At 66.4% G+C, this 21129-nt stretch carries 16 protein-coding genes and 2 tRNA genes; 13 read left to right on the top strand and 5 right to left on the bottom strand.

What is annotated here, in order from left to right:
- Positions 1-2: 2 nt before the first annotated feature.
- Entirely contained in the window at positions 3-908 is a 906-nt protein-coding gene (gene dapA, locus AC3A4T_RS07780) for a 4-hydroxy-tetrahydrodipicolinate synthase (RefSeq protein WP_487674837.1), read from the bottom strand.
- A gap of 280 nt (positions 909-1188) precedes the next feature.
- On the opposite strand from dapA, the gene AC3A4T_RS07775 reads away from it, so the two are divergent.
- The 13 genes from AC3A4T_RS07775 to AC3A4T_RS07715 all read left to right on the top strand — a co-directional run bounded on the left by AC3A4T_RS07775 (position 1189) and on the right by AC3A4T_RS07715 (position 17058).
- Positions 1189-1749: a glycine cleavage system transcriptional repressor gene (locus tag AC3A4T_RS07775; protein WP_036115042.1), complete on the top strand. Its 561-nt coding sequence runs from the start codon at positions 1189-1191 to the stop codon at positions 1747-1749.
- A 2-nt stretch (positions 1750-1751) separates the two neighbouring features.
- Positions 1752-2237: a peroxiredoxin gene (locus AC3A4T_RS07770; RefSeq protein ID WP_056108513.1), complete on the top strand. Its 486-nt coding sequence runs from the start codon at positions 1752-1754 to the stop codon at positions 2235-2237.
- 277 nt (positions 2238-2514) lie between these two features.
- Positions 2515-3912, top strand: a complete 1398-nt coding sequence (locus AC3A4T_RS07765; protein ID WP_487674836.1) for a PhoH family protein — start codon at positions 2515-2517, stop codon at positions 3910-3912.
- A gap of 10 nt (positions 3913-3922) precedes the next feature.
- Positions 3923-4591, top strand: a complete 669-nt coding sequence (locus AC3A4T_RS07760) for a DUF5625 family protein (protein WP_487674835.1) — start codon at positions 3923-3925, stop codon at positions 4589-4591.
- Between the two features lie 194 nt (positions 4592-4785).
- Positions 4786-5604, top strand: a complete 819-nt coding sequence (gene thiD / locus AC3A4T_RS07755; protein ID WP_487674834.1) for a bifunctional hydroxymethylpyrimidine kinase/phosphomethylpyrimidine kinase — start codon at positions 4786-4788, stop codon at positions 5602-5604.
- Complete coding sequence (locus AC3A4T_RS07750) at positions 5597-6457, top strand: alpha/beta hydrolase family protein (RefSeq protein ID WP_487674833.1); 861 nt, start codon at positions 5597-5599, stop codon at positions 6455-6457. The genes thiD and AC3A4T_RS07750 overlap by 8 nt, the downstream gene beginning before the upstream one ends.
- Before the next feature lie 677 nt (positions 6458-7134).
- Positions 7135-7881 carry a TorF family putative porin gene (locus AC3A4T_RS07745; protein WP_487674832.1) on the top strand — a complete coding sequence of 249 codons (747 nt, stop codon included), beginning with the start codon at positions 7135-7137 and terminating at the stop codon, positions 7879-7881.
- Between the two features lie 14 nt (positions 7882-7895).
- A complete protein-coding gene (locus tag AC3A4T_RS07740; protein WP_036115829.1) occupies positions 7896-7988 on the top strand; it encodes a potassium-transporting ATPase subunit F in 93 nt (30 codons plus the stop codon).
- A 136-nt stretch (positions 7989-8124) separates the two neighbouring features.
- Complete coding sequence (kdpA, locus tag AC3A4T_RS07735; protein WP_487674831.1) at positions 8125-9873, top strand: potassium-transporting ATPase subunit KdpA; 1749 nt, start codon at positions 8125-8127, stop codon at positions 9871-9873.
- Positions 9874-9929: 56 nt separating this feature from the next.
- The gene (kdpB, locus tag AC3A4T_RS07730) at positions 9930-11945 is read left to right on the top strand and encodes a potassium-transporting ATPase subunit KdpB (protein WP_487674871.1); all 2016 of its coding nucleotides are present in this window, start codon (positions 9930-9932) and stop codon (positions 11943-11945) included.
- An 88-nt stretch (positions 11946-12033) separates the two neighbouring features.
- The gene (gene kdpC / locus AC3A4T_RS07725; RefSeq protein ID WP_487674830.1) at positions 12034-12633 is read left to right on the top strand and encodes a potassium-transporting ATPase subunit KdpC; all 600 of its coding nucleotides are present in this window, start codon (positions 12034-12036) and stop codon (positions 12631-12633) included.
- Positions 12634-13609: 976 nt separating this feature from the next.
- Positions 13610-16324 (top strand): ATP-binding protein, encoded by a 2715-nt coding sequence (locus tag AC3A4T_RS07720; RefSeq protein WP_487674829.1) that lies wholly within the window; start codon positions 13610-13612, stop codon positions 16322-16324.
- Entirely contained in the window at positions 16321-17058 is a 738-nt protein-coding gene (locus tag AC3A4T_RS07715; RefSeq protein WP_487674828.1) for a response regulator, read from the top strand. The genes AC3A4T_RS07720 and AC3A4T_RS07715 overlap by 4 nt, the downstream gene beginning before the upstream one ends.
- Positions 17059-17744: 686 nt before the next feature.
- Here AC3A4T_RS07715 and AC3A4T_RS07710 read toward each other — a convergent pair.
- The 4 genes from AC3A4T_RS07710 to alaS all read right to left on the bottom strand — a co-directional run bounded on the left by AC3A4T_RS07710 (position 17745) and on the right by alaS (position 21103).
- A tRNA-Arg gene (locus AC3A4T_RS07710) sits at positions 17745-17821 on the bottom strand.
- 130 nt (positions 17822-17951) lie between these two features.
- Positions 17952-18044, bottom strand: a tRNA-Ser gene (locus AC3A4T_RS07705).
- A 77-nt stretch (positions 18045-18121) separates the two neighbouring features.
- Entirely contained in the window at positions 18122-18325 is a 204-nt protein-coding gene (gene csrA, locus AC3A4T_RS07700) for a carbon storage regulator CsrA (protein WP_036111509.1), read from the bottom strand.
- Positions 18326-18469: 144 nt separating this feature from the next.
- On the bottom strand, positions 18470-21103 hold the full coding sequence (gene alaS / locus AC3A4T_RS07695; RefSeq protein WP_487674827.1) for an alanine--tRNA ligase: 2634 nt from the start codon (positions 21101-21103) through the stop codon (positions 18470-18472).
- Positions 21104-21129: the final 26 nt, after the last annotated feature.

The following is a 21129-nucleotide window of genomic DNA, read 5'->3' as shown; positions in this document are numbered from 1 at the left end:
GTTCAGGCCGCGAGCGTATCGCGGCAGAGGTGTTCGAGTTCGACAATCAGGCCGGCGGCATGCCGCGCGGCTTCATGGTGGGGCGCCGACAGCGACTGCAACGGCAGGCGCAGGCCATGGCCCAGCCCCTGCGCGGCGAGCAGCGCCTTGACCGGGATCGGGTTGGGTTCCAGGGCGAGAAAATCGTAGGCCGGGCGCAGACGCGCGTCCCAGGCCTCGGCCTCGGCGCGGCGTCCGCCACGGGCGAGGTCGGCCAGGCGGCGGAACGCGCCCGGCAACACGTTGGAGCCGACCGAGACGATGCCGTCGGCGCCAGCGAGCATGGCCCGGCAGGCGGTCGGGTCGTCGCCGCTGAGCACGCAGAAGCCCTCGGCCTTGAGCGCCAGCAGCGCATTCATGCGCTCGGGTTCGGACACCGCTTCCTTGATGCCGACGATGCGCGGATGCGCGGACAACTGCGCCACCGTGTCGGGCAACAGGTCGCCGCCGGTGCGGCCGGGCACGTTGTACAGCACCAGCGGCAGCGCGCCGTCGTCGGCGATCGCCTGGTAATGCGCGATCAGGCCGGCCTGGGTCGGGCGGACGTAAGGCGGGGTCACGACCAGCGCCGCGTCGGCGCCGAGGGTGGCCACGCGGCGGGTCAGTTCGATGGTTTTGGCGGTGTTCGACAGGCCGGTGCCGGCCAGCACCGGGATCTTGCCGGCGATCAGCTCGACCGCGCTGCGCAGCAAGGTGTCGTATTCGGCGTCGTACAGCGCCGCGGCTTCGCCGGTGGAACCGGCCACCACGACCGCCTGGGTGCCGCCTTCCAGCTGTTGCGCCAGCAAGCGGCGCCAGGCGTCCAGATCGAGTTCGCCGGACGCGGTGAATGGCGTCGCCAGCGCGGTGATGCTGCCGGAAAGTCGCAAGTGAAGACCTATTGAGTGAGAAGTCGCCGCCGCAGCGGTTGCGGAGCGGCGTGGCCGAGAGGGAACGTGGAACCTGTGGAACGCTTATCGGATTGGAGAACGTAGAACCGGTGAATTCTAAAGCGGGCGGCAGGACACGGAAACGCGCTTGGCCGCCTATACGTAGGGGACGATGTTACTTGCGGCCCGAAAGCGCGGGCAAGTATGCTGACTCACAGCGCGGCCCGGGCCCGGGCCGCCGTTCATTTCCGAGCTTTACGCTCCCCTTGCAGGCGCCGCCTTGACCGATTCCGCTTCCCGGCCGTCGCCGAACGAAAACCACCTCCTGATCAACGCCTATACGACGCATCCGGAGTCGCCGCTGTTGTCGGTGACCCGCCGGATCGCCGACTCGGGCTGCAATCTGGTCGATGCACGCCTGTCCACGGTCGGCCGCGACGTCTCGGTGACCGCGCTGGCGGTCGGCTCCTGGGACGCGGTCGCCAAGCTCGAAGCCATGCTCACGCGCCTGGAGCGCGAGGAAGGGCTCAAGCTGGTGTGGTACCGCACCGGCGCCAAGCAGGTGCAGTCCAACCTGCTGCCCTACATCGTCGAAGTGGTCGCCGCCGACAAGCCCGGCATCCTGTTCCAGCTGGCCGACTTCTTCGATCGCCAGGGCATCACCATCGAAAGCCTGCACTGCTCGCGCTACCGCGCGATGCAGACCGGCGCGGATATGTTCTCCGCCCAGATCACGATCGGCGTCCCCTCGAGCATGCACATCGCCGCGCTGCGCGACGATTTCCTCGAGTTCTGCGACCATCTGAACCTGGACGCCATCATGGACCCGATGAAGTTCTGACCATGCTCGATACCGGCGATCACGCATACGGCAAGAAAGCGCCCGCGCTGAGTCTGGCGCTGTCCAGCGGCGAGACGGTCGCGTTGAAGGACTTCGCCGGCCAGTGGCTGGTGCTGTACTTCTATCCGAAGGACAGCACGCCCGGCTGCACCACCGAGGGCCTGGACTTCAATGCGCTGCTGCCGAAGTTCAAGAAGCTTGGGGCGACGGTGCTGGGCGTGTCGCGCGATTCGATCAAGTCGCACCAGAACTTCTGCGCCAAGCAGGGCTTCAAGTTCGATCTGGTCAGCGACAAGGACGAAACGCTGTGCAACGCCTTCGGCGTGATCAAGGAAAAGAGCCTGTACGGCCGCAAATACCTCGGCATCGAACGCAGCACTTTCCTGATCGATCCCAAGGGCGTCATCGTGCAGTCATGGCGTCCGGTGAAAGTCGCCGGGCATGCCCAAGCCGTTCTCGACGCCCTCAAGGATTCCGCCGCTCAGTGAGGCGCGCACCCGCCCTGTCCCCTCGCCGTCCCGCCCCGCGGGCCACGGCGGCGCTGCGGTGGATGCGTTTCGCGCAACCGCGGGTTGCGCTGGCGCCGATGCCATCAGCGCCGACGTCGCCGACGTCGATGTCGCCCACCCGGATTTCACCCTCGACTTGTGCACTATCGAGTCGTACGCGATCGTGGCTTTCGAAAGCGCGAACGCACGGCTTGCCCGCTCCCGTGTTTGCGACGCAATGTAACGACGTCACCCCCATCCGAGACGAGACTTCTCAATGACCAGAAGCAAGCGGATCTACGTGCTCGACACCAATGTGCTCATGCACGACCCGACCGCGCTGTTCAAGTTCCAGGAACACGACGTTTACCTGCCGATGCAGGTCATCGAAGAACTCGACAACGGCAAGAAAGGCACCTCCGAAGCCAGCCGCAACGCCCGTCAGGTCAGCCGTTTCCTCAACGAGCTGATCCAGATCGAGGGCACCGACAAGATCAGCACCGGCATCACCCTCAACCGTCCGCAGGGTTTGCAACTGCGCGGCGCGCAGAGCATCGGCAAGCTGCGTTTCCAGACCAACTCGTTCGACGCGGGCAAGCGCTTCAGCGCAGTGATCCCGGACAACCAGATCCTCGGCGCGATCCTGGCGCTGCAGGAGCAGGAACCCGGCGTGCCGGTGGTGCTCGTGTCCAAGGACATCAACCTGCGGATCAAGGCATCCATCGCCGGGATCGTGTCGGAGGATTACGAAAACGATCGCGCGCTCGACGATTTCAGCCTGCTCTACACCGGCGCGACCGCGCTGCCGGACGATTTCTGGACCCTGCACGGCAAGGACCTCAAGTCGTGGACCGAGAAGGGCCGCACCTATTACGAAATCGCCCGCACCGAAGACGACGACTGGTATCCGAACCAGTTCCTGTACCTGCCCGGCGATTCGGAATCCGAACTCAAGGTCACCAAGGTCGGCGAAGAACGCGTCACCCTGCAGATCGTCGACGACTTCCGCCATAACCAGCATGCGGTGTGGGGCATCATCGCGCGCAATCGCGAACAGAACTTCGCCCTCAACGCGCTGATGGACCCGGAGATCGACTTCGTCACCCTGCTGGGCACCGCCGGCACCGGCAAGACCCTGCTCGCGCTCGCCGCGGGCCTGGCGCAAACGATGGATCAGCAGCGCTATCGCGAGATCATCATGACCCGCGCCACGGTCAGCGTCGGCGAGGACATCGGTTTCCTGCCCGGCACCGAAGAAGAAAAGATGACCCCGTGGATGGGCGCGCTGACCGACAACCTGGAAGTGCTGACCCACAACCAGGACGGCGGCGCCTGGGGCCGCGCGGCGACCAACGACCTGCTCGCCTCGCGCATCAAGATCCGCTCGATGAACTTCATGCGCGGCCGCACCTTCCTGAGCCGCTGGCTAATCCTCGACGAAGCGCAGAACCTGACGCCGAAGCAGATGAAGACGCTGATCACCCGCGCCGGTCCCGGTACCAAGATCATCTGTCTGGGCAACGTCGAGCAGATCGATACGCCGTATCTGACCGAGACCACCTCGGGCCTGACCTATGCGGTGGATCGCTTCAAGGGCTGGGCGCACAGCGCGCACGTGACCTTGCGCCGCGGCGAGCGTTCGCGTCTGGCCGACTACGCCTCGGAAGTGCTGTAAGCCGGTCGCCATGCTCAAACAGTTCGTGCGCGACAACCGATTCGCGCTGGTCACCCTGATCGTGGTGGTGCTGGCGCGGATCGGATTCGACTACTGGGCCGATGGCATCAGCGCGCCGCCGCTGGATGCGCCGATCGCGGTGTCGTCCGGTGGCGGCATCGACCAGCGCATCCGCGTCCGCGCCCCGGACCGCTATCACCTGAAACTGTCCTTCCGCACCGATGCGCGCGGCATGGATCACCTGCGCGATCTGCTCGGCGAGGGCGGCTACGACGCTCAACCCAGCGGCGTGCCCATCCCGGTGCGGTGGACGCTGAGCGAGGCCGGCAGCGGCAAGATCGTGGCCCAGGGCGACACCGAGACTTTCGGTTTCTCGGGCGTGGGCAGCAACGAAATCAGCCGCGACGTCGACCGCTTCGGCGTACCGCCCGGCGAGTACCGGTTCCAGGCGCGGATCACCCGTGCGGTCCCCGAATTCGCCGGCATCCAGGCCCACATGGTCGCGCGCCTGCATCCGAAGTCGGCCGGCAGTTGGCAGACCTCGCGGGTCTGGGACGGGCGCCTGCTGTCGTTCTTCCTGATCGACCCGGGTCTGGTGCTGCTGGGCTTGTTCCTGCTGTGGCGCGCGTTCGCGCTGGGGCGTTCGCGTTGGCGCATGCGGGTGCAAGCGCAGGCGTGAGCGGGCACTGCGGTGGTCTCGGCCTGTCGGTTGCGGTCGTTGCGGCGCGGATCGTTGCGGCGAGCGCACTGAACTGAACCGGGATCGCGACAGCGACGTGCGCGCGCCACGCGGCTGAGCCGCACCTCGCCGCTGGATCGACCACGCAGGACGTCAAGACTTCCAAATAAGGCGGTTTTGGTTAGGCTGGCGCGATGAATCGCATCCCCGTCATCTCCGCCCTGACCATCGCCGGCTCCGATTCCGGCGGCGGCGCCGGGGTCCAGGCCGACCTGAAGACCTTCGCCGCGCACCGCGTGCACGGGCTCAGCGCGTTCGCGGCGTTGACCGCGCAGAACACCCGCGGGGTCAGCGCGGTGCATGTGCCCGATACCGGCTTCCTGCGCGCGCAGATCGACGCGTGTTTCGACGACTTCGAGATCGGCGCGGTCAAACTGGGCATGCTCGCCACTGCGGATGTGATCGAAGCGGTGGCCGATGCGCTGGAGCACTACCGGCCCGCGCATATCGTGCTCGACCCGGTGATGGTCGCGACCTCCGGCGCGCGCCTGCTGGAACCGTCCGCGCTGGACGCGCTGCGCACGCGGCTGCTGCCGCTGGCCAGCGTGATCACGCCGAATCTGCCCGAAGCCGAGCTGCTGCTCGGCCGCGCCATCGCCGATCGCGCGGCCATGCACGCCGCGCTCGACGGCCTGTTCGCGCTCGGCGCGCGCTCGGTGCTGCTCAAGGGCGGGCATCTGCCCGATCGCGGCGACGTGGCCGATGTGGTCGATCTGTTCGCCATGCCCGGCGAAGTGCGCGAGATCGCGCATCCGCGCCTGCAGCTCGACGCGCACGGCACCGGCTGCACCCTGGCTTCGGCGGTGGCCGCGAACCTGTGCCTGGGCCGCACGCTCGCCGACAGCTGCGCCGCCGCGGCCGACTATGTGCATGACGCGCTGCGCCTGGGCTATCGCCCTGGCCGCAGCGAGGTGCTGGTGCTCGATCACTTCGGAGCCGCGCCGCGTGCTTGAGTCGACCGTCGCCGAAGAACGCTCGTTGCGCGCGAGCGACGGCCATCGCTGGTCGCTGATCGCCTCGATCCCGCCGCGTCCGAGCGCGAGCCTGCTGTGGTTGCCCGCCCTCGGCGTCGCCGCGCGCCACTACCTGCCGTTCGCGCATGCACTGGCGGCGCGCGGCATCGCCGTGTTCGTGCACGAATGGCGCGGCAACGGCAGCAGCAACCAACGCGCGAGCCGCAGCAGCGACTGGGGTTACCGCAGCTTGCTGCTGGACGATCTGCCAGTGAGCGACGCGGCGGTAGCGCGCGCGCTGCCCAGCGTGCCGCGGATCATCGGCGGCCACAGCCTCGGCGGGCAGATGGCCTGCATGCGGCTCGGTCTGGCGAAGCTGCACAACGATCCGACGATCCCGACCCGCCTGTGGCTCACCGCCAGCGGCGCGCCGTATTGGCCGACTTGGCCGATGCCGCGGCGTCTGGCGATGCCGATGATCTACCGCTTCCTGCCGTGGCTGTCGCAGGTCAACGGCACCCTGCCCGGCCGCCGCATCGGCTTCGGCGGCAACGAAGCGCGCAGCCTGATCACCGACTGGGCCCGCACCGCCTTGAGCGGCCGCTACGCTGCGCCCGGCATCGACGCGGACATGGAAGCCGGCATGGCCCAGGTCGAGGTCGACCTGCGCGTGGCGCGCATGACCGACGACTGGCTGGTACCGCGCGCCTCGCAGGAGTTCCTTCTGTCGAAACTGCCGCGCGCGCGGGTCGAAGCGATCGATTTGGGCGCGAATGACCTGGGCGTGCGCGCCGATCATTTCGCGTGGATGAAACAGCCCGAGGCGGTGGTGAAGGCGTTGCTGCGCGATTGATCGTCGTTCTGCGTGAGTCGCCGGTTCCCACGGCAGCACGCCTGCGCCACCACGATCTCCGACATGTCGCGTATCTCCCTGTAGGAGCGGCGTCCTACTGGATTTCCTTCGGTCACGAGCCGCGACCACGACACCTCAATTGCGATGCAACCAGCCGCCGCGAACGTGACATCGCAAAACGTCGCAGCGAAGCCGTAACCACCTCACCACTACGAAGCCTACGCACTAAACGTATTTCGCGGTCGCGGCTTGCGCCGCTCCTACAGGTAGGCCATGTCGCTTTTGCTTGAACTTGAAGCCGCGCAGTTTACCCAGCGCTGCGAAGCCACGCACTCGCGTTAGCAAACGCACACCCGAAGGGCGGCGTGCAGGATGCACGCCGTGCGCCACCGGGACATGGATGTCCCGTGTGGCGCACGGCGCACATCCATGTGCGCCGCCCTTCGGGTGTTCTGTTCGTCTCGCGAGTCAGTAGCTTCGCAGCGCTGGATGAACTGCGCGGTGCCGGAACAAAAGCAGGGCACATTATTTCGCCGCCGCGATTTACGCCGCAACGCCCATTGTTTACGACAAATTTACGCCGTGACCGCCCGCACGAAATAGCGGCTTTACGCCCCATGTTCCGAGAATGACCCCGTGGCCAGACCGGCCTCGTTGCCTATTCCCGGATACCTCACATGTCGTCGTCGCATCACCTGTTCCGCAGCCGCGAGGCCACCCTTCCGCTGGTCCTGGCGGTCTGCGCCGGCATCGGCCTGCTCGCGCTGGGCACCCGCGCGCACGCGGCCGAATCCACCAGCGCGAGCTTCACCGGCTCGGCCGCGCTGACCAGCGATTACGTCTGGCGCGGCAGCTCGCAGACCCAGGGCGATCCGGCCGTGCAGGTCGGCTTCAAGGCCGCCGCCGGCAACGGCTTCTACGGCTCGATCTGGGGCTCGAACGTCGAGTTCGCCCCGGAAACCCACGCCAGCAGCGAACTCGACTTCACCGTCGGCTGGGCCGGCAAGATCGCCGAGAACTGGGCGCTGGACGTCAACGTCCTGCATTACCGCTATCCGTCGACCACCACCGATCTGAACTGGACCGAGCTCAACGGCACCGTGACTTATCGCGACAACTACTGGTTGTCGCTGGGCTATTCGAACGAAGCGCTGGGCAGCAAGGAGCGCGGTCTGTATTCGCAGATCGGTGCGCGCTTCCCGGTCAACGATGCGCTGCGTTTCGAAGCCGCGCTCGGCCATTACTTTCTCGACGACGTCTACGACCGCAGCTACAGCCACGGTCAGCTCAGCGCGATCTGGGCGGTGAAAGCACCGTTCGAGTTGCGCCTGAGCGCGCACGCCACCGACCACAACGCCGAGCGGATTTTCGGCGACTCGCTTGCCGGCTCGCGCATCGAAGCGGCCGTGCAGGCGTCCTTCTGACTGGAGTAACGACCATGCCCGGCTGGCTTTCATTGGTGTGCGCGATCTCGGTCCTGGTGGCCGCCGCCTACCTGCTCTACGTCGTGCTGCGCCCCGAGGACTTCTAGTCCGCGCAGCCGCACCGCGGACCACGGAACGATCCGCGCCAACTTCCCCAGCGCGGCGACGACCCTCTCGTCGCCGCGCGATCCGTAACGGCGCCGGACGCGCCAGCGCGGATCTCTCACCGCCCGGTGCTTCACCATGATCGAAATCTTTCTCGTATTCGCGCTCGCCGTCGGCCTGGGATGGCCGCTCGGCCGGTACCTTGCGCGGGTCATGCGCGGCGATCGCTCGCGCCTGGACGCGGTGTTCGCGCCGGTCGAAGGCGCTATCTACCGCGTGCTCGGCGTCGACCCCGCGCGCGGCATGAGCTGGCGCGGTTACGCGCTGGCGTTCGCGCTCAGCAACCTCGTGCTCGCGGTATTGGTCTGGGTGTTGTTCATGACCCAGGCCTGGCTGCCGTTCAATCCCGACGCCATTGCGAACATGCGCTGGGACACCGCGCTGCACACCATGGTGTCGTTCCTCACCAACACCAACCAGCAGCATTACTCCGGCCAGGCGCAGTTGAGCTACCTGTCGCAGATGGTCGGCATCGTCGGCCTGCAGGTGGTGACGCCGATGATGGGCCTGGCGATCGTGGTCGCGACCCTGCGCGGTTTGTTCGGCGGGCGTCAGGCGCTGGCGCATACCGGCGACGCCAGCGTTCAAGCCGAAGGCGCGCCGCGCGACTTGGGCAACTATTGGGTCGACGTCACCCGCGCGACCTTGCGCTTCATGCTGCCGCTGTGCCTGGTGTGGGCGGTGTTGCTGACTTCGCAGGGCGTGCCTTCGACCTTGCAGGGCGCGGTCAGCGCCACGCCGCTCGACCACAGCGTCGAGATGAAGGAACAGAAGATTCCGATCGGCCCGGTCGCGGCCATGGTCGCGGCCAAGCAACTCGGCACCAACGGCGGCGGCTGGTACGGCCCGAACAGCGCGGTGCCGCTGGAAAACCCGACCCCGTTCGCGAACCTGCTCGAAACCCTGGCGCTGATCCTGATTCCGGTCGCGGTGACCTTCATGGTCGGTCCGTTCACCGGACGGCGCAAACTCACCGCGCTGGTATTCGGCAGCATGCTGTTGATGTCGGTGTTGTCGACCGGCCTGACCGTGGGTTCGGAAGCGTATTCGTCCACCCGCACCGATGCGGCGTTGATGGAAGGCAAGGAAACCCGCTTCGGCGCCAGCGACACGGCGTTGTGGACCGCGCTGACCACGCAGAGCAGCAACGGCTCGGTCAACGGCATGCACGATTCGCTGGCGCCGCTGACCGGCGCGATGGCGATGGTCAACATGCTGATCAACGCGATCTGGGGCGGCATCGGCTGCGGCCTGCAGCAGTTCCTGGTGTATCTGTTGCTGTCGGTGTTCCTGGCCGGGCTGATGACCGGACGCACGCCGGAATTGTTCGGTCGCAAGATCGAAGCGCCCGAAGTGCGATTGCTGGCGCTGCTGATCCTGCTGCAACCGCTGGTGGTGCTGGGCTTCAGCGCGATCACCTTGGCGATTCCCTCGATCACCGGCAATTCCAATCCCGGCTTCCACGGCATCAGCCAGGTGTTCTACGAGTACACCTCGGCGTTCGCCAACAACGGTTCGGGTTTTGAAGGCCTCGGCGATGCGACGTACTGGTGGAACCTGAGCTGCGCCGCGGTGCTCGCATTGGGCCGCTACCCGGCCCTGCTGATTCCGCTCGCGGTCGCCGGCCTGCTCGCACGCAAGCGCGTCGCGCCGGAAAGCGCCGGCACGCTGCACGCCGAAACGCCGACCTTCGCCATGACCTTGATCGCGGTGATCGTGATCCTGACCGTCCTGCAATTCATGCCCGCGCTGGTGCTCGGCCCGATCGCCGATCACCTGACGCTGTCTGCGAGCGCCGCCCCGGCGCTCAGCAGCCCCGCTCTCTGAGGTACGCCCACGTGACCGAACAAACTCATCTCGGAGTGCAACGCCGCAACACCGCCATGGCCGGCCTCGACGCCGCCGGCCTGCGCGCGGCGATGCTCGAATCCTTCGTCAAGCTGTCGCCGCGGCATGCCCTGCGCAGCCCGATCATGGCCATCGTCCTGCTCGGCACGGTGCTGGCGGCGCTGATCACGATCTTCGTTCCCGGCAATGCCGTGTTCGGAATCGCGGTCACCGTGATTCTTTTGATCACCGTGCTGTTCGCCAACTTCGCCGAAGCCGTCGCGGAAGCGCGCGGTCGCGGTCAAGCGGCCTCGTTGCGTGCGGCGCGGCGCGACCTGGTCGCGCGTAAGCTCGACACGATCGGCAAGAACGAAACCCGGGTGCAGGCATCGACGCTCAAGCCCGGCGATCGGGTGATCGTCTCGGCCAACGAGTTGATCCCGGCCGACGGCGAAATCGTCAAGGGCATGGCCACGATCAACGAATCGGCGGTCACCGGCGAATCCGCGCCGGTACTGCGCGAAGCGGGCACCGACCGCTCCGGCGTGATCGGCGGCACCAAGGTGTTGTCCGACGAGATCGTGATCGAAGTCAGCGCCGAACCCGGCCACAGCTTCCTGGATCGCATGATCGCCCTGGTCGAAGGCGCCAACCGGCAGAAGACCCCGAACGAAATCGCCCTGACCATGCTGCTCGCGGCGATGACCCTGACCTTCCTGATCGTGGTCGCGACCTTGCCGCTGTTCGCCGGTTTCGTCGGCGCCAAGCTCGATCCGCTGCTGCTGATCGCGCTGCTGGTGTGCCTGATCCCGACCACCATCGGCGGCCTGCTGCCGGCGATCGGCATCGCCGGCATGAACCGCGCGCTGTCGGCGAACGTGTTGGCGAAATCCGGCAAGGCGGTCGAAGTGGCCGGCGACGTCGACGTGCTGCTGCTCGACAAGACCGGCACCATCACCTTCGGCGACCGTCAGGCGACCGCGTTCCATCCGATCGCCGGTGTCGACCATTCGCAGTTGCGCGATGCCGCGCTGCTGTCATCGCTCGCCGATCCCACGCCCGAGGGCAAGTCGATCGTGCGCCTGGCGCGCGAACAGCACAGCACCACGCCGGAACCCGAACGCGCCGACTACCTGCAGTTCACCGCGCAGACGCGCATGTCCGGCGTCGACCTGCCGGCCGACTACCCCGGCGGCGCGCGTGCCATCCGCAAGGGCTCGGGCGATGCGATCAGCCAGTACGTGCGCGCGCTAGGCGGCGAAGTGCTGCCCGAACTCAATGCGCGCGTCGAGCAGGTCGCACGCAACGGCGCCACCCCGCTGGTGGTGGCCGAGGGCCGCCATGTGCTCGGCGTGATCGAGTTGTCGGACGTGGTCAAGCACGGGGTCAAGGAACGCTTCGCGCGGTTGCGGGCGATGGGCGTGCGCACGGTGATGATCACCGGCGACAACCCGCTGACCGCCGCGGCGATCGCGGCCGAAGCCGGCGTCGACGACTACATCGCCGAAGCGCGGCCGGAAGACAAGCTCGCGCGCATTCGCGCCGAACAGGCCGGCGGCCGTCTGGTGGCGATGGTCGGCGACGGCACCAACGACGCTCCCGCGCTGGCTCAGGCCGACGTCGGCCTGGCGATGAACTCGGGCACGCAAGCGGCCAAGGAAGCCGGCAACATGGTCGATCTGGATTCCGATCCGGCCAAGCTGCTGGCGGTGGTCGAGGTCGGCAAGCAACAACTGATCACCCGCGGCGCGCTGACCACGTTCTCGCTCGCCAACGACGTGTCGAAGTACTTCGCGATCCTGCCGGCGCTGTTCGCCGCGGCGATTCCGCAGATGGCCGCGCTCAACGTCATGCACCTGTCGAGCCCGAGCAACGCGGTGCTCGCGGCGTTAATCTTCAACGCCCTGATCATCCCCGCGCTGATCCCGCTGGCCCTGGCCGGCGTGCGCTTCAAGCCCGCCACCGCGGTCGCGCTGCTGCGCCGGAACATGCTGGTCTACGGCCTGGGCGGCGTGCTGCTGCCGTTCGTCGCGATCAAGCTGATCGACATGGCGCTGGTCGCGATCTTCTAAGACTTCCGCGTCATCAAAGCCCTCTCCCGCTTGCGGGAGAGGGTTGGGTGAGGGCCCACCGCCCGCACCGACCTAACAGGACACTTCAATGACCACCCAAGCCACTCAATCGCTCACCCTCGACGATCGCGTTTCCATACGCACCCCGTTGCTGTTCGCCGCGGTCTCCCTGCTCGGCTTCGGCCTGCTCTATTCGCTCGCCGGCACCGCGCTGGGCCGGCTCGCGTTTCCGGCGCAAGCCGTCGGCTCGATCATCCAGCACGACGGCCACGCAGTCGGTTCAGAACTGATCGCGCAACCGTTCGCCGACGCGAAGTATTTCCAGCCGCGTCCATCGGCGGCCAAGTACGACCCGACGGCCGCGTCGGGCAGCAATCAGGCGCGCAGCAATCCCGACCTGCGCAAGCGCATCGCCGAGGACACCGCGGCGATCGCGCAGCGCGAAGGCATCGCTGTTGCCGACGTCCCCGCCGAACTGGCCACCCAGTCCGGTGGCGGCCTGGACCCGCACCTGTCCCCGCGCGCGGCGCGGATCCAGGCCGCGCGGGTGGCCAAGGCGCGCGGTCTCAGCGTGGCTCAGGTCGAGTCCTTGATCGCGAGCAACACCGAGGCGCCGCAGTTCGGTGTGCTCGGCATGGAGCGCGTGAACGTGCTCAAGCTCAATCTGGCGTTGGACGCGGCGCGTTGAGTTTAGATGGGTTCCGGCAGGCCCCGCTTTCATGCGGGGCTTTGCCGTTGTAGGCATCGAGGTTCGCGTCTGGTTTTGGCGGTAGCTTTTGTTCCGATCCCAGTTTCGGTTTCCGCTTTGGCTTTGGCTTTAGTTTTGGCTTAAGCCTGAAGCCGCGCAGTTCATCCAGCGCCGCGAAGCTTGTAACTCGCGTAGCAACAGCACACCCGAAGGGCGGCGCACATGGATGTGCGCCGTGCGCCACCGAGACAGGATGTCTCGTGTGGCGCATGCCTGCGTCAGCACCGATCGTGCGGGCCCTTGATTCACAAAAAAGCGTTTTTCTTTGGTTACCTTTCTTTTGTCGCTTTTGACAAAAGAAAGTAACTCGGCCGCTTGCGGACGAAAGCTGTTGCCCCTGCCTCAAAGGCTTAAAAGCTTTGAAGCTTTGAAGCTTTGAAGCTTTGAAGCTTTGAAGCTTTGAAGCTTTGAAGCTGCAAGCAAGATCAAAAGCTTCCGCCACTAAAGCGGCGGGTCACTTTCTTTTGTCTAAAGCAACAAAAGAAAGGTAACCAAAGAAAAATGCTTTGTTGTGGAGCAAGGGCCCGCAAGTGCGGAGCCGACGCGGGCACGCGCCACACGGGGCATCCATGTCCCGGTGGCGCGCGGCGCGCATCCATGCGCGCCGCCCTTCGGGTGTGCTGTTGCTAACGCGAGTTACAAGCTTCGCGGCGCTGGATGAACTGCGCGGCTTCACGACTAAAGCTGAAAGCAACAGAAAGGGCAACGGCACCAGCAACCGGAACAGGAGCCTCAACAGCTACTGCAACTGCAACTGCAACTGCAACTGCAACTGCAACGAAGCATCTTGCATGGCCTAGGCAGCGCCAAGCAAAGGCCAAGGAACGACATCCCAGTTCCCGATCTAAAAGCCCCGCGCCCAAAACCCACATCCCATCACTACACACCCCTCACCCACCCAGCGCACAATTCCCCCATGACCGACCCCCGCAGCGCCCAAGCCGATGCCCTCATGGGCGAACTGCAACGCCAGGGCGCCGGTCGCCTGACCATTTTCCTGGGCGCCGCGCCCGGCGTCGGCAAGACCTACACCATGCTCGGTCGCGCCCGCGAACTGCAACGCCGCGGCATCGACGTGGTGGTCGGCATCGTCGAGACCCACGGCCGCGCCGAAACCCTCGCCCTGGTCGAAGGCCTCGACGTACTGCCGCGCAAACGCCTGGAATACCAGGACCGCACGATCGAGGAAATGGACCTCGACGCCCTGCTGGCGCGCAAACCCAAGGTCGCCCTGGTCGACGAACTCGCCCACCGCAATGCGCCGGGCAGCCGTCACGAACGGCGCTGGCAGGATGTGCTCGAACTGCTCGACGCCGGCATCGACGTCTACACCACGATCAACATCCAGCACCTGGAAAGCCTCAACGACGTCATCCACCGCATCACCGGCGTGCGGGTCAGCGAGACCGTGCCCGATGCGCTGTTCGACCGCCTGCGCGACATCGTCCTGGTCGACCTGCCGCCGCGCGAGCTGATCGAGCGCCTGCAACAGGGCAAGGTCTACGTGCCCGAACAGGCCGCACATGCGCTGCAGGCATTCTTCTCGCCGTCGAACCTGACCGCGTTGCGCGAACTGGCGATGCAGACCGCGGCAGACCGCGTCGACAGCGATCTGCGCGAGGCGCAGACCGCGCGCGGCCTGCCCGGGGTGCCGTTGCGTCGCGCGGTGCTGGTCGCGATCGACGGCCTGGGCCAGTCCGAATACCTGGTGCGGGTCGCGCGCCGCATCGCCGAACGCCGCGATTCGCCGTGGATCGTGGTGACGGTACAGGCCGGCAACGCGCCCGCCGAAGCGCGCCAGTCCGAACTCGACCGCGCCTTCGCGCTGGCGCGCCGGCTCGGCGGCGAAGCGGTGGTGCTGCACGGCAACAGCGTCGTCGATGCCCTGCTCGACCATGCCGAACGCGCCGGCGTGTCGACCATCGTGCTCGGCCGCACCCGCGAGCGTCCGCTCGCGCGCATGGTCAACCGCACTCTGACCCAGCAACTGATCCAGCGCGGCGCGCATTACGAACTGACCATCGTCAGCACCCCGGAAGCGCGCGCGCGTGCGCGCCGCTCGCTGCGCGACAGCGGCGGCCGCCTGCGCGGCCTGCTGACCCGCAGCGACGCGGGCCTGGCCGTGGTCGCCGCGACCTTCGCCACCGCGCTGGCCTGGGTCGCCGAACGCTGGATCGGCCTGGGCGATCTGTCGCTGATCTTCATCGTCGCGGTGGTGGTGGTGGCCGCGCGCACGCGCATGACCGCGGCGGTGATCGCCTCGGTGCTGTGTTTTCTGGCGTACAACTTCTTCTTCATCGAACCGCGCTACACCTTGCTGATCGGCGCGCGCCAGGGCGTGGCGACGGTGCTGCTGTTCCTGGCCGCGGCGTTGGTCGCCGGACGCTTGGCCTCGAAGCTGCGCATGCAAGTGCTGGCGCTGCGCGCATCCAACGCGCACGCGACCGAACTGCAGACCTTGGGCCGCGAATTGGCGACCGCTGCTGACGTGGGCCAGGTCGTGCATGCGGGGCGCAAAGCGCTCAAGCGCTCGCTCGGGGTGGAAGCCTTCGTTTACATCGGCGCGGCGCCGCTGCGCGGCGAGCAGTTGCCGGAGATGAGCGACAAGGATCGCGCCGCGGCCGACTGGAGCCTGAAGCATCGCCAGTCTGCAGGCCGTTACACCGATACCCTGGCCGGATCGGAGTGGTGGCTGTTGCCGCTCAAAGGCGAGGCATCGGCCGACGCGCCGGCGGCCGGCGTGGTCGGGCTGCGTTTCCCGTCTTCGTTGACGCGATTGGGCGCGGAGCAACGCCGTCTCGCCGAAGCGATGACCGACGACGTCGCTCAAGCGATTCTGCGCACACGATTGGTCGCCGACCTGGAAGACTCGCGGGTCAGCGGCGAGACCGAGCGGCTGCGCTCGGCGCTGCTGTCGTCGGTCTCGCACGATCTGCGTTCGCCGTTGGCCTCGATCATCGGCGCGGCCAGCAGCCTGGATCACTACGCCGAGGCGATGCCGCGCGAGGATCGCCACAGTCTGCTGGAAACCATCCGCATCGAAGGCGAACGGCTGGACCGCTACATCCAGAACCTGCTCGACATGACCCGGCTCGGCCACGGCGGATTGGCGCTCAATCGCGACTGGATCGGCGTGGACGAATTGATCGGCTCGGCGGTGACCCGCCTGCAACGCTACGAGCCGCGCGCGCGCTTCGACGTGCGTCTGCAACCCGGGCTCGGCCCGATCTGGGTGCATCCGGCGCTGATCGAGCAAGCGCTGTTCAACGTGCTCGAGAACGCGGTGAAGTTCTCGCCGCCCGACGTGGCGGTGGTGATCGACGCGCGCAGGGTCGACGCCGAGCCCGGCGCGAACACCGAGCAGGTCCTGCGCATCGACGTCAGCGACCGCGGCCCGGGCATTCCCGAGGACGAACGCGCGCGCATCTTCGACATGTTCTACAGCGTCGAACGCGGCGATCGCGGCCGTCAGGGCACCGGCCTGGGCCTGGCGATCTGCCAGGGCATGATCGGCGCCCACGGCGGCAGCGTGGTCGCCCTGCCCGGCCTGGCCGACGAACAGGGTCGCCGCGGCACCACGATCCGCATTACCCTGCCGCCCATCGAACCCGTCGCGGCGCCCGCATCATGACCGAGGACCACGCTCCGCATCCGCACCCGCCGCAGCCGGCGACTACGCCGCCCGCGCGCGTGCTGGTGATCGACGACGAGCCGCAGATCCGCAAGTTCCTCGACATCGCCCTGCGCGCGCAGGGCTACGCGGTCGAATTGGCCGAACACGGCAACGGCGGCCTGGAAAGCCTGGCCACGCGCGGCGCCGACCTGGTGATCCTCGATCTGGGCCTGCCCGATCGCGACGGCTTCGACGTGCTGCGCGAGCTGCGCCAATGGTCGAGCGTGCCGGTGATCCTGCTGACCGTGCGTTCCAGCGAAGCCGAGAAGGTCGCCGCGCTCGACGGCGGCGCCAACGACTACGTGACCAAGCCGTTCGGCGTGCAGGAGCTGATGGCACGCGTACGCGCCCTGCTGCGCGCGCACGGCCCGCAGGGCGAAATCCTGCCGGTGTTCGACGACGGCCAACTGCGCATCGACCTGGCCCGGCGCGAAGTCCACCTGCACGGCGAACCGGTCGTGCTCGCGCGCAAGGAATACGCGCTGCTGGCGATGCTGGTCCAGCATGCCGGTCGCGTCGTCACCCAGCCGCAACTGCTGCGCGAACTGTGGGGCCCGACCCACCAGGAAGACACCCACTACCTGCGCATCCTGGTCGGCAAGCTGCGGCACAAACTCGGCGACGACGCGGCCGCGCCGCGCTATATCGCGACCGAGCCCGGGGTGGGTTTGCGGTTTATCGAGACCAGGTGAGCGGTGGCGGAGAACTGTCGTTGCCGTTGAAATCACCCGGCCACGACACACGTTCGACGTAATCCCAGCAGTGTGGTCGCGGCTCACGCCGCTCCTACAGTCGCCACCTGTAGGAGCGGCGTAAGCCGCGACCACGAATTCTCAACTGCGACGAATGCTCGATGCAGTTGCAATCACCCGGCCACGATCGACGTTCGACCTAATCGCAACAGCGCGGTCGCGGCTCACGCCGCTCCTACACGGAGCGAGTGTAGGAGCGACTGTAGGAGCGGCGTAAGCCGCGACCGTGAACCAACAACCGCGACGAAAGTTCGATGCAATTGCAACCACCCGGCCACGACGGACCTTCGACCTAATCGCAGCGGCGTGGTCGCGGCTTACGCCGCTCCTACACGGAGCGACTGCAGGAGCGGCGCAAGCCGCGACCGCGAATATGCAACTGCGACGAACCTTTCAGGTGCTTGCGGTAACCACCCGCAGCCAACGTGCGAGAACGACAGCGGATCAACACGCGAGCGATATCGCGCCGAAATCGCGCGGCTGCGGTGCCGCATTGCGAGCCATGACTGCGAGACCTGGATCCCGCGGATGCACGCATCGAAATCCAGCGCGTACAAACTCCATCGCCAACAAACCCGGCGCAAAGAAAAACCCGGCAATCTTTCGATTGCCGGGTTTCTTTGTAGTGGCGCGCCCGGAAGGATTCGAACCTCCGACCCCCAAGTTCGTAGCCTGGTGCTCTATCCAGCTGAGCTACGGGCGCCTAGTTGGAAAATTATGACGACAAAACCGCACATCGTCAACATTTTTCAAACCGTTTTTTTGCTTTTTCGTCGGTACCGAATTCGACGAATCCGCAAATAAAAGCCGCTGTTGGCGGCTTCTTTTACAACTGGCGGAGAGTGAGGGATTCGAACCCTCGATAGAGCTTTTGACCCTATACTCCCTTAGCAGGGGAGCCCCTTCAGCCTCTCGGGCAACTCTCCGCATCGATCAAGCAATGCGGGCGGGAAGCATAACGGCTCACCCGTTTTACAGCAACGCTTACGGCGAACTTTTTTTATCAGCCGCCCGCGTTTTTACCAGAATCGTCCGACGCGTCCTCACCCCGCTGGATGCGCTGATAGATCTCTTCGCGATGGACTGCGACATCTTTGGGCGCGGTAATACCGATACGCACCTGGTTGCCCTTGACGCCGAGCACGGTGACGGTCACCGAGTCGCCGATCATCAGGGTTTCGCCGACGCGACGCGTCAGGATCAGCATTGAAAACCTCCTCGAGCCGGGACCGTAGTACCGGCGTTGGCATTCTTTTCCATCAGGAAGAATGCTTCAATTTGTACACAAACGTGAACCATCTTAGCGACCGGTCAAACCCGGTCGCAAGCGATAGAAGTCACTGTTCGCCATTCACACAAGCTTACTCTCAACCCACTGCGCAACGCCCGCAAGAGCCTGGACCAGGGCCGGGCCGTCATCGCCACCGCCCTGCGCCATGTCCGGGCGGCCGCCGCCTTTACCATTGATCTGACCGGCCACATGCGCGAGTAGTTCTCCCGCTTTGACCTTGCCAACCGCGCTTCCGTTCACTCCGGCGACCAAGGCCGCCTTACCGTCGCTGGCACCCGCCAGCACGATCACCGCGTCGCCAAGCTGCTGTTTGAGGCGATCCACCGCCTCGCGCAACGCCTTGGCATCAAATCCTTCCAGCCGGGTCGCTACCAGCTTGACCCCGCCGATGTCCGCCGCCGAGCCGGCCAGGTCCGAGGCGGCGCCGGAGGCGGCCTTGGCCTTGATCGACTCGAGCTCGCGTTCGAGCTTCTTCTGCCGGTCCAGCAGCGCGCGCAGCTTGTCGGCCACGTCGCTGGCATTGCCGCCCAGCAGGCGCGCGGCCTGCTCCAGGCGCTGCTCCTCCTGGGCCACGTAATCCAGCGCGCCCTGCCCGGTCAGCGCCTCGATCCGGCGCACGCCGGCCTGGACGCCGCTTTCGGCGACGATCTTGAACAAACCGATGTCGCCGGTGCGGGTCACATGAGTGCCGCCGCACAGCTCGGTCGAGGCCTCGCCCATGCGCAGCACGCGCACGCGGTCGCCGTACTTCTCGCCGAACAAGGCCATGGCGCCGAAGTCGATGGCTTCCTGCATGCCCATCTGGTGGACTTCGGCTTCGTAATTGCGCCGCACGTCGGCGTTGACCTGGCGCTCGATCTGGGCGAGCTCGGCGTCGGTCAGCGGGTTGAAGTGCGAGAAATCGAAACGCAGGCGGTCCGGCGCGACCAGCGAGCCCTTCTGGGTCACGTGGTCGCCGAGCAGGCGGCGCAGGGCCGCGTGCAGCAGGTGGGTCGCCGAATGGTTGAGCACGGTCGCGCCGCGGCGGGCTGCGTCGACGGCGCCCAGGACGCGATCGCCGCGCTTGAGGGTGCCGGCGGTGAGCTTGCCGATGTGGCCGTGGAACTGGCCGGCGAACTTCTGGGTGTCGTCGACCACGAAACGGGTGCCGGCTTCGTCGAGCTCGCCGCTGTCGCCGACCTGGCCGCCACTTTCGGCGTAGAACGGGGTGCGGTCGAGGATCACCACGCCTTCGTCGCCGACCCGGAACTCGTCGACCGGCACGCCGTCACGCAGCAGCGCGACCACTTGCAGGCCGCCGTCGGTCAGGCGGTCGTAGCCGAGGAATTCGGTCGGGGCGAGTTGCGCGGCCAGTTCGGCCGGCATCGAGGTCTTGTTACCGAACGTGCCGGCTTCGCGCGCCCTGCGGCGCTGCTCTTCCATCTCGACTTCGAAACCGGCCATGTCGACCGACAGGCCGCGCTCGCGCGCGATGTCGGCGGTCAGGTCGGCCGGGAAGCCGTAGGTGTCGTACAGCTTGAACGCGTCGGCGCCGGCGATGACGCCCTGCGAGCGCGCGGCGATCTCGTCGAAGATGCGCATGCCCGAATCCAGGGTCGCGGCAAAGCGTTCTTCTTCCGCGGCCAGCGCGGCTTCGACGAACTCGCGCTTGGCGGTCAGCTCGGGATAGGCATCGCCCATCACCTCGACCAGCGCCGGCACCAGCTTGTGGAAGAACACGCCCTTCTGGCCGAGCATCCAGCCGTGGCGCAAGGCGCGGCGGATGATCCGGCGCAGCACGTAGCCGCGGCCGTCGTTGGACGGCAGCACGCCGTCGACAATCAGGAACGAACACGCGCGGATGTGATCGGCGATCACGCGCAGCGATTTGTTGTCCAGGTCGTCGGTGTGGGTGCACTTGGCCGCCGCGGCGATCAGGTGCCGGAACAGGTCGATTTCGTAATTGCCATGCACGCCTTGCAGCACCGCCGCCAGACGTTCCAGGCCCATGCCGGTGTCGACACACGGCGCCGGCAGCGGCAGCAGGGTGCCGTCGGGCTGGCGGTCGAACTGCATGAACACCAGGTTCCAGATCTCGATGAAACGATCGCCGTCCTCGTCGGGCGAACCCGGCGGGCCGCCGGCGATGTGCTCGCCGTGGTCGTAGAAGATCTCGGTGCACGGACCGCAGGGGCCGGTGTCGGCCATCTGCCAGAAATTGTCGGAAGCGAACGGCGCGCCCTTGTTGTCGCCGATGCGAACGATGCGTTCGGCCGGCACGCCGATCTTCTTGTTCCAGATCTCGAAGGCTTCGTCGTCGGTCTGATAGACCGTGACCAGCAGGCGCTCGGGCGCCAGACCCCAGACCTTGGTCAGCAGCTCCCAGGCCCAGACGATCGCGTCGTCCTTGAAGTAGTCGCCGAACGACCAGTTGCCGAGCATTTCGAAGAAGGTGTGGTGACGCGCGGTGTAGCCGACCTGATCGAGGTCGTTGTGCTTACCGCCGGCGCGCAAGCAGCGCTGCACGTCGGACGCGCGCACGTAACCCGGCTTTTCGCTGCCGAGGAATACGTTCTTGAACTGCACCATGCCCGAGTTGGTGAACAGCAACGTCGGGTCGTTGGCAGGCACCAACGGTGCCGACGGCACGATGGTGTGGCCTTTGCCCCGAAAAAACTCGAGGAAATCGCTGCGGATTTCAGTGGTGGTCTTCATGCCTGGGATTGATTTGCCTGGTCGGG

The sequence above is a fragment of the Lysobacter sp. Soil_N_51 genome, assembly GCF_057655755.1.
This window is presented reverse-complemented; position numbering and strand designations above follow the sequence as displayed.

What these genes read in the sequence shown, in the direction of transcription:
- AC3A4T_RS07770 (WP_056108513.1), top strand. Translation starts at nt 1,752, where the DNA reads ATGCTCGATACCGGCGATCACGCATACGGCAAGAAAGCGCCCGCGCTG.
- AC3A4T_RS07765 (WP_487674836.1), top strand. Translation starts at nt 2,515, where the DNA reads ATGACCAGAAGCAAGCGGATCTACGTGCTCGACACCAATGTGCTCATG.
- AC3A4T_RS07760 (WP_487674835.1), top strand. Translation starts at nt 3,923, where the DNA reads ATGCTCAAACAGTTCGTGCGCGACAACCGATTCGCGCTGGTCACCCTG.
- thiD (WP_487674834.1), top strand. Translation starts at nt 4,786, where the DNA reads ATGAATCGCATCCCCGTCATCTCCGCCCTGACCATCGCCGGCTCCGAT.
- AC3A4T_RS07745 (WP_487674832.1), top strand. Translation starts at nt 7,135, where the DNA reads ATGTCGTCGTCGCATCACCTGTTCCGCAGCCGCGAGGCCACCCTTCCG.
- AC3A4T_RS07740 (WP_036115829.1), top strand. Translation starts at nt 7,896, where the DNA reads ATGCCCGGCTGGCTTTCATTGGTGTGCGCGATCTCGGTCCTGGTGGCC.
- kdpA (WP_487674831.1), top strand. Translation starts at nt 8,125, where the DNA reads ATGATCGAAATCTTTCTCGTATTCGCGCTCGCCGTCGGCCTGGGATGG.
- kdpB (WP_487674871.1), top strand. Translation starts at nt 9,930, where the DNA reads ATGGCCGGCCTCGACGCCGCCGGCCTGCGCGCGGCGATGCTCGAATCC.
- kdpC (WP_487674830.1), top strand. Translation starts at nt 12,034, where the DNA reads ATGACCACCCAAGCCACTCAATCGCTCACCCTCGACGATCGCGTTTCC.
- AC3A4T_RS07720 (WP_487674829.1), top strand. Translation starts at nt 13,610, where the DNA reads ATGACCGACCCCCGCAGCGCCCAAGCCGATGCCCTCATGGGCGAACTG.
- AC3A4T_RS07715 (WP_487674828.1), top strand. Translation starts at nt 16,321, where the DNA reads ATGACCGAGGACCACGCTCCGCATCCGCACCCGCCGCAGCCGGCGACT.
- csrA (WP_036111509.1), bottom strand. Translation starts at nt 18,325, where the DNA reads ATGCTGATCCTGACGCGTCGCGTCGGCGAAACCCTGATGATCGGCGAC.
- alaS (WP_487674827.1), bottom strand. Translation starts at nt 21,103, where the DNA reads ATGAAGACCACCACTGAAATCCGCAGCGATTTCCTCGAGTTTTTTCGG.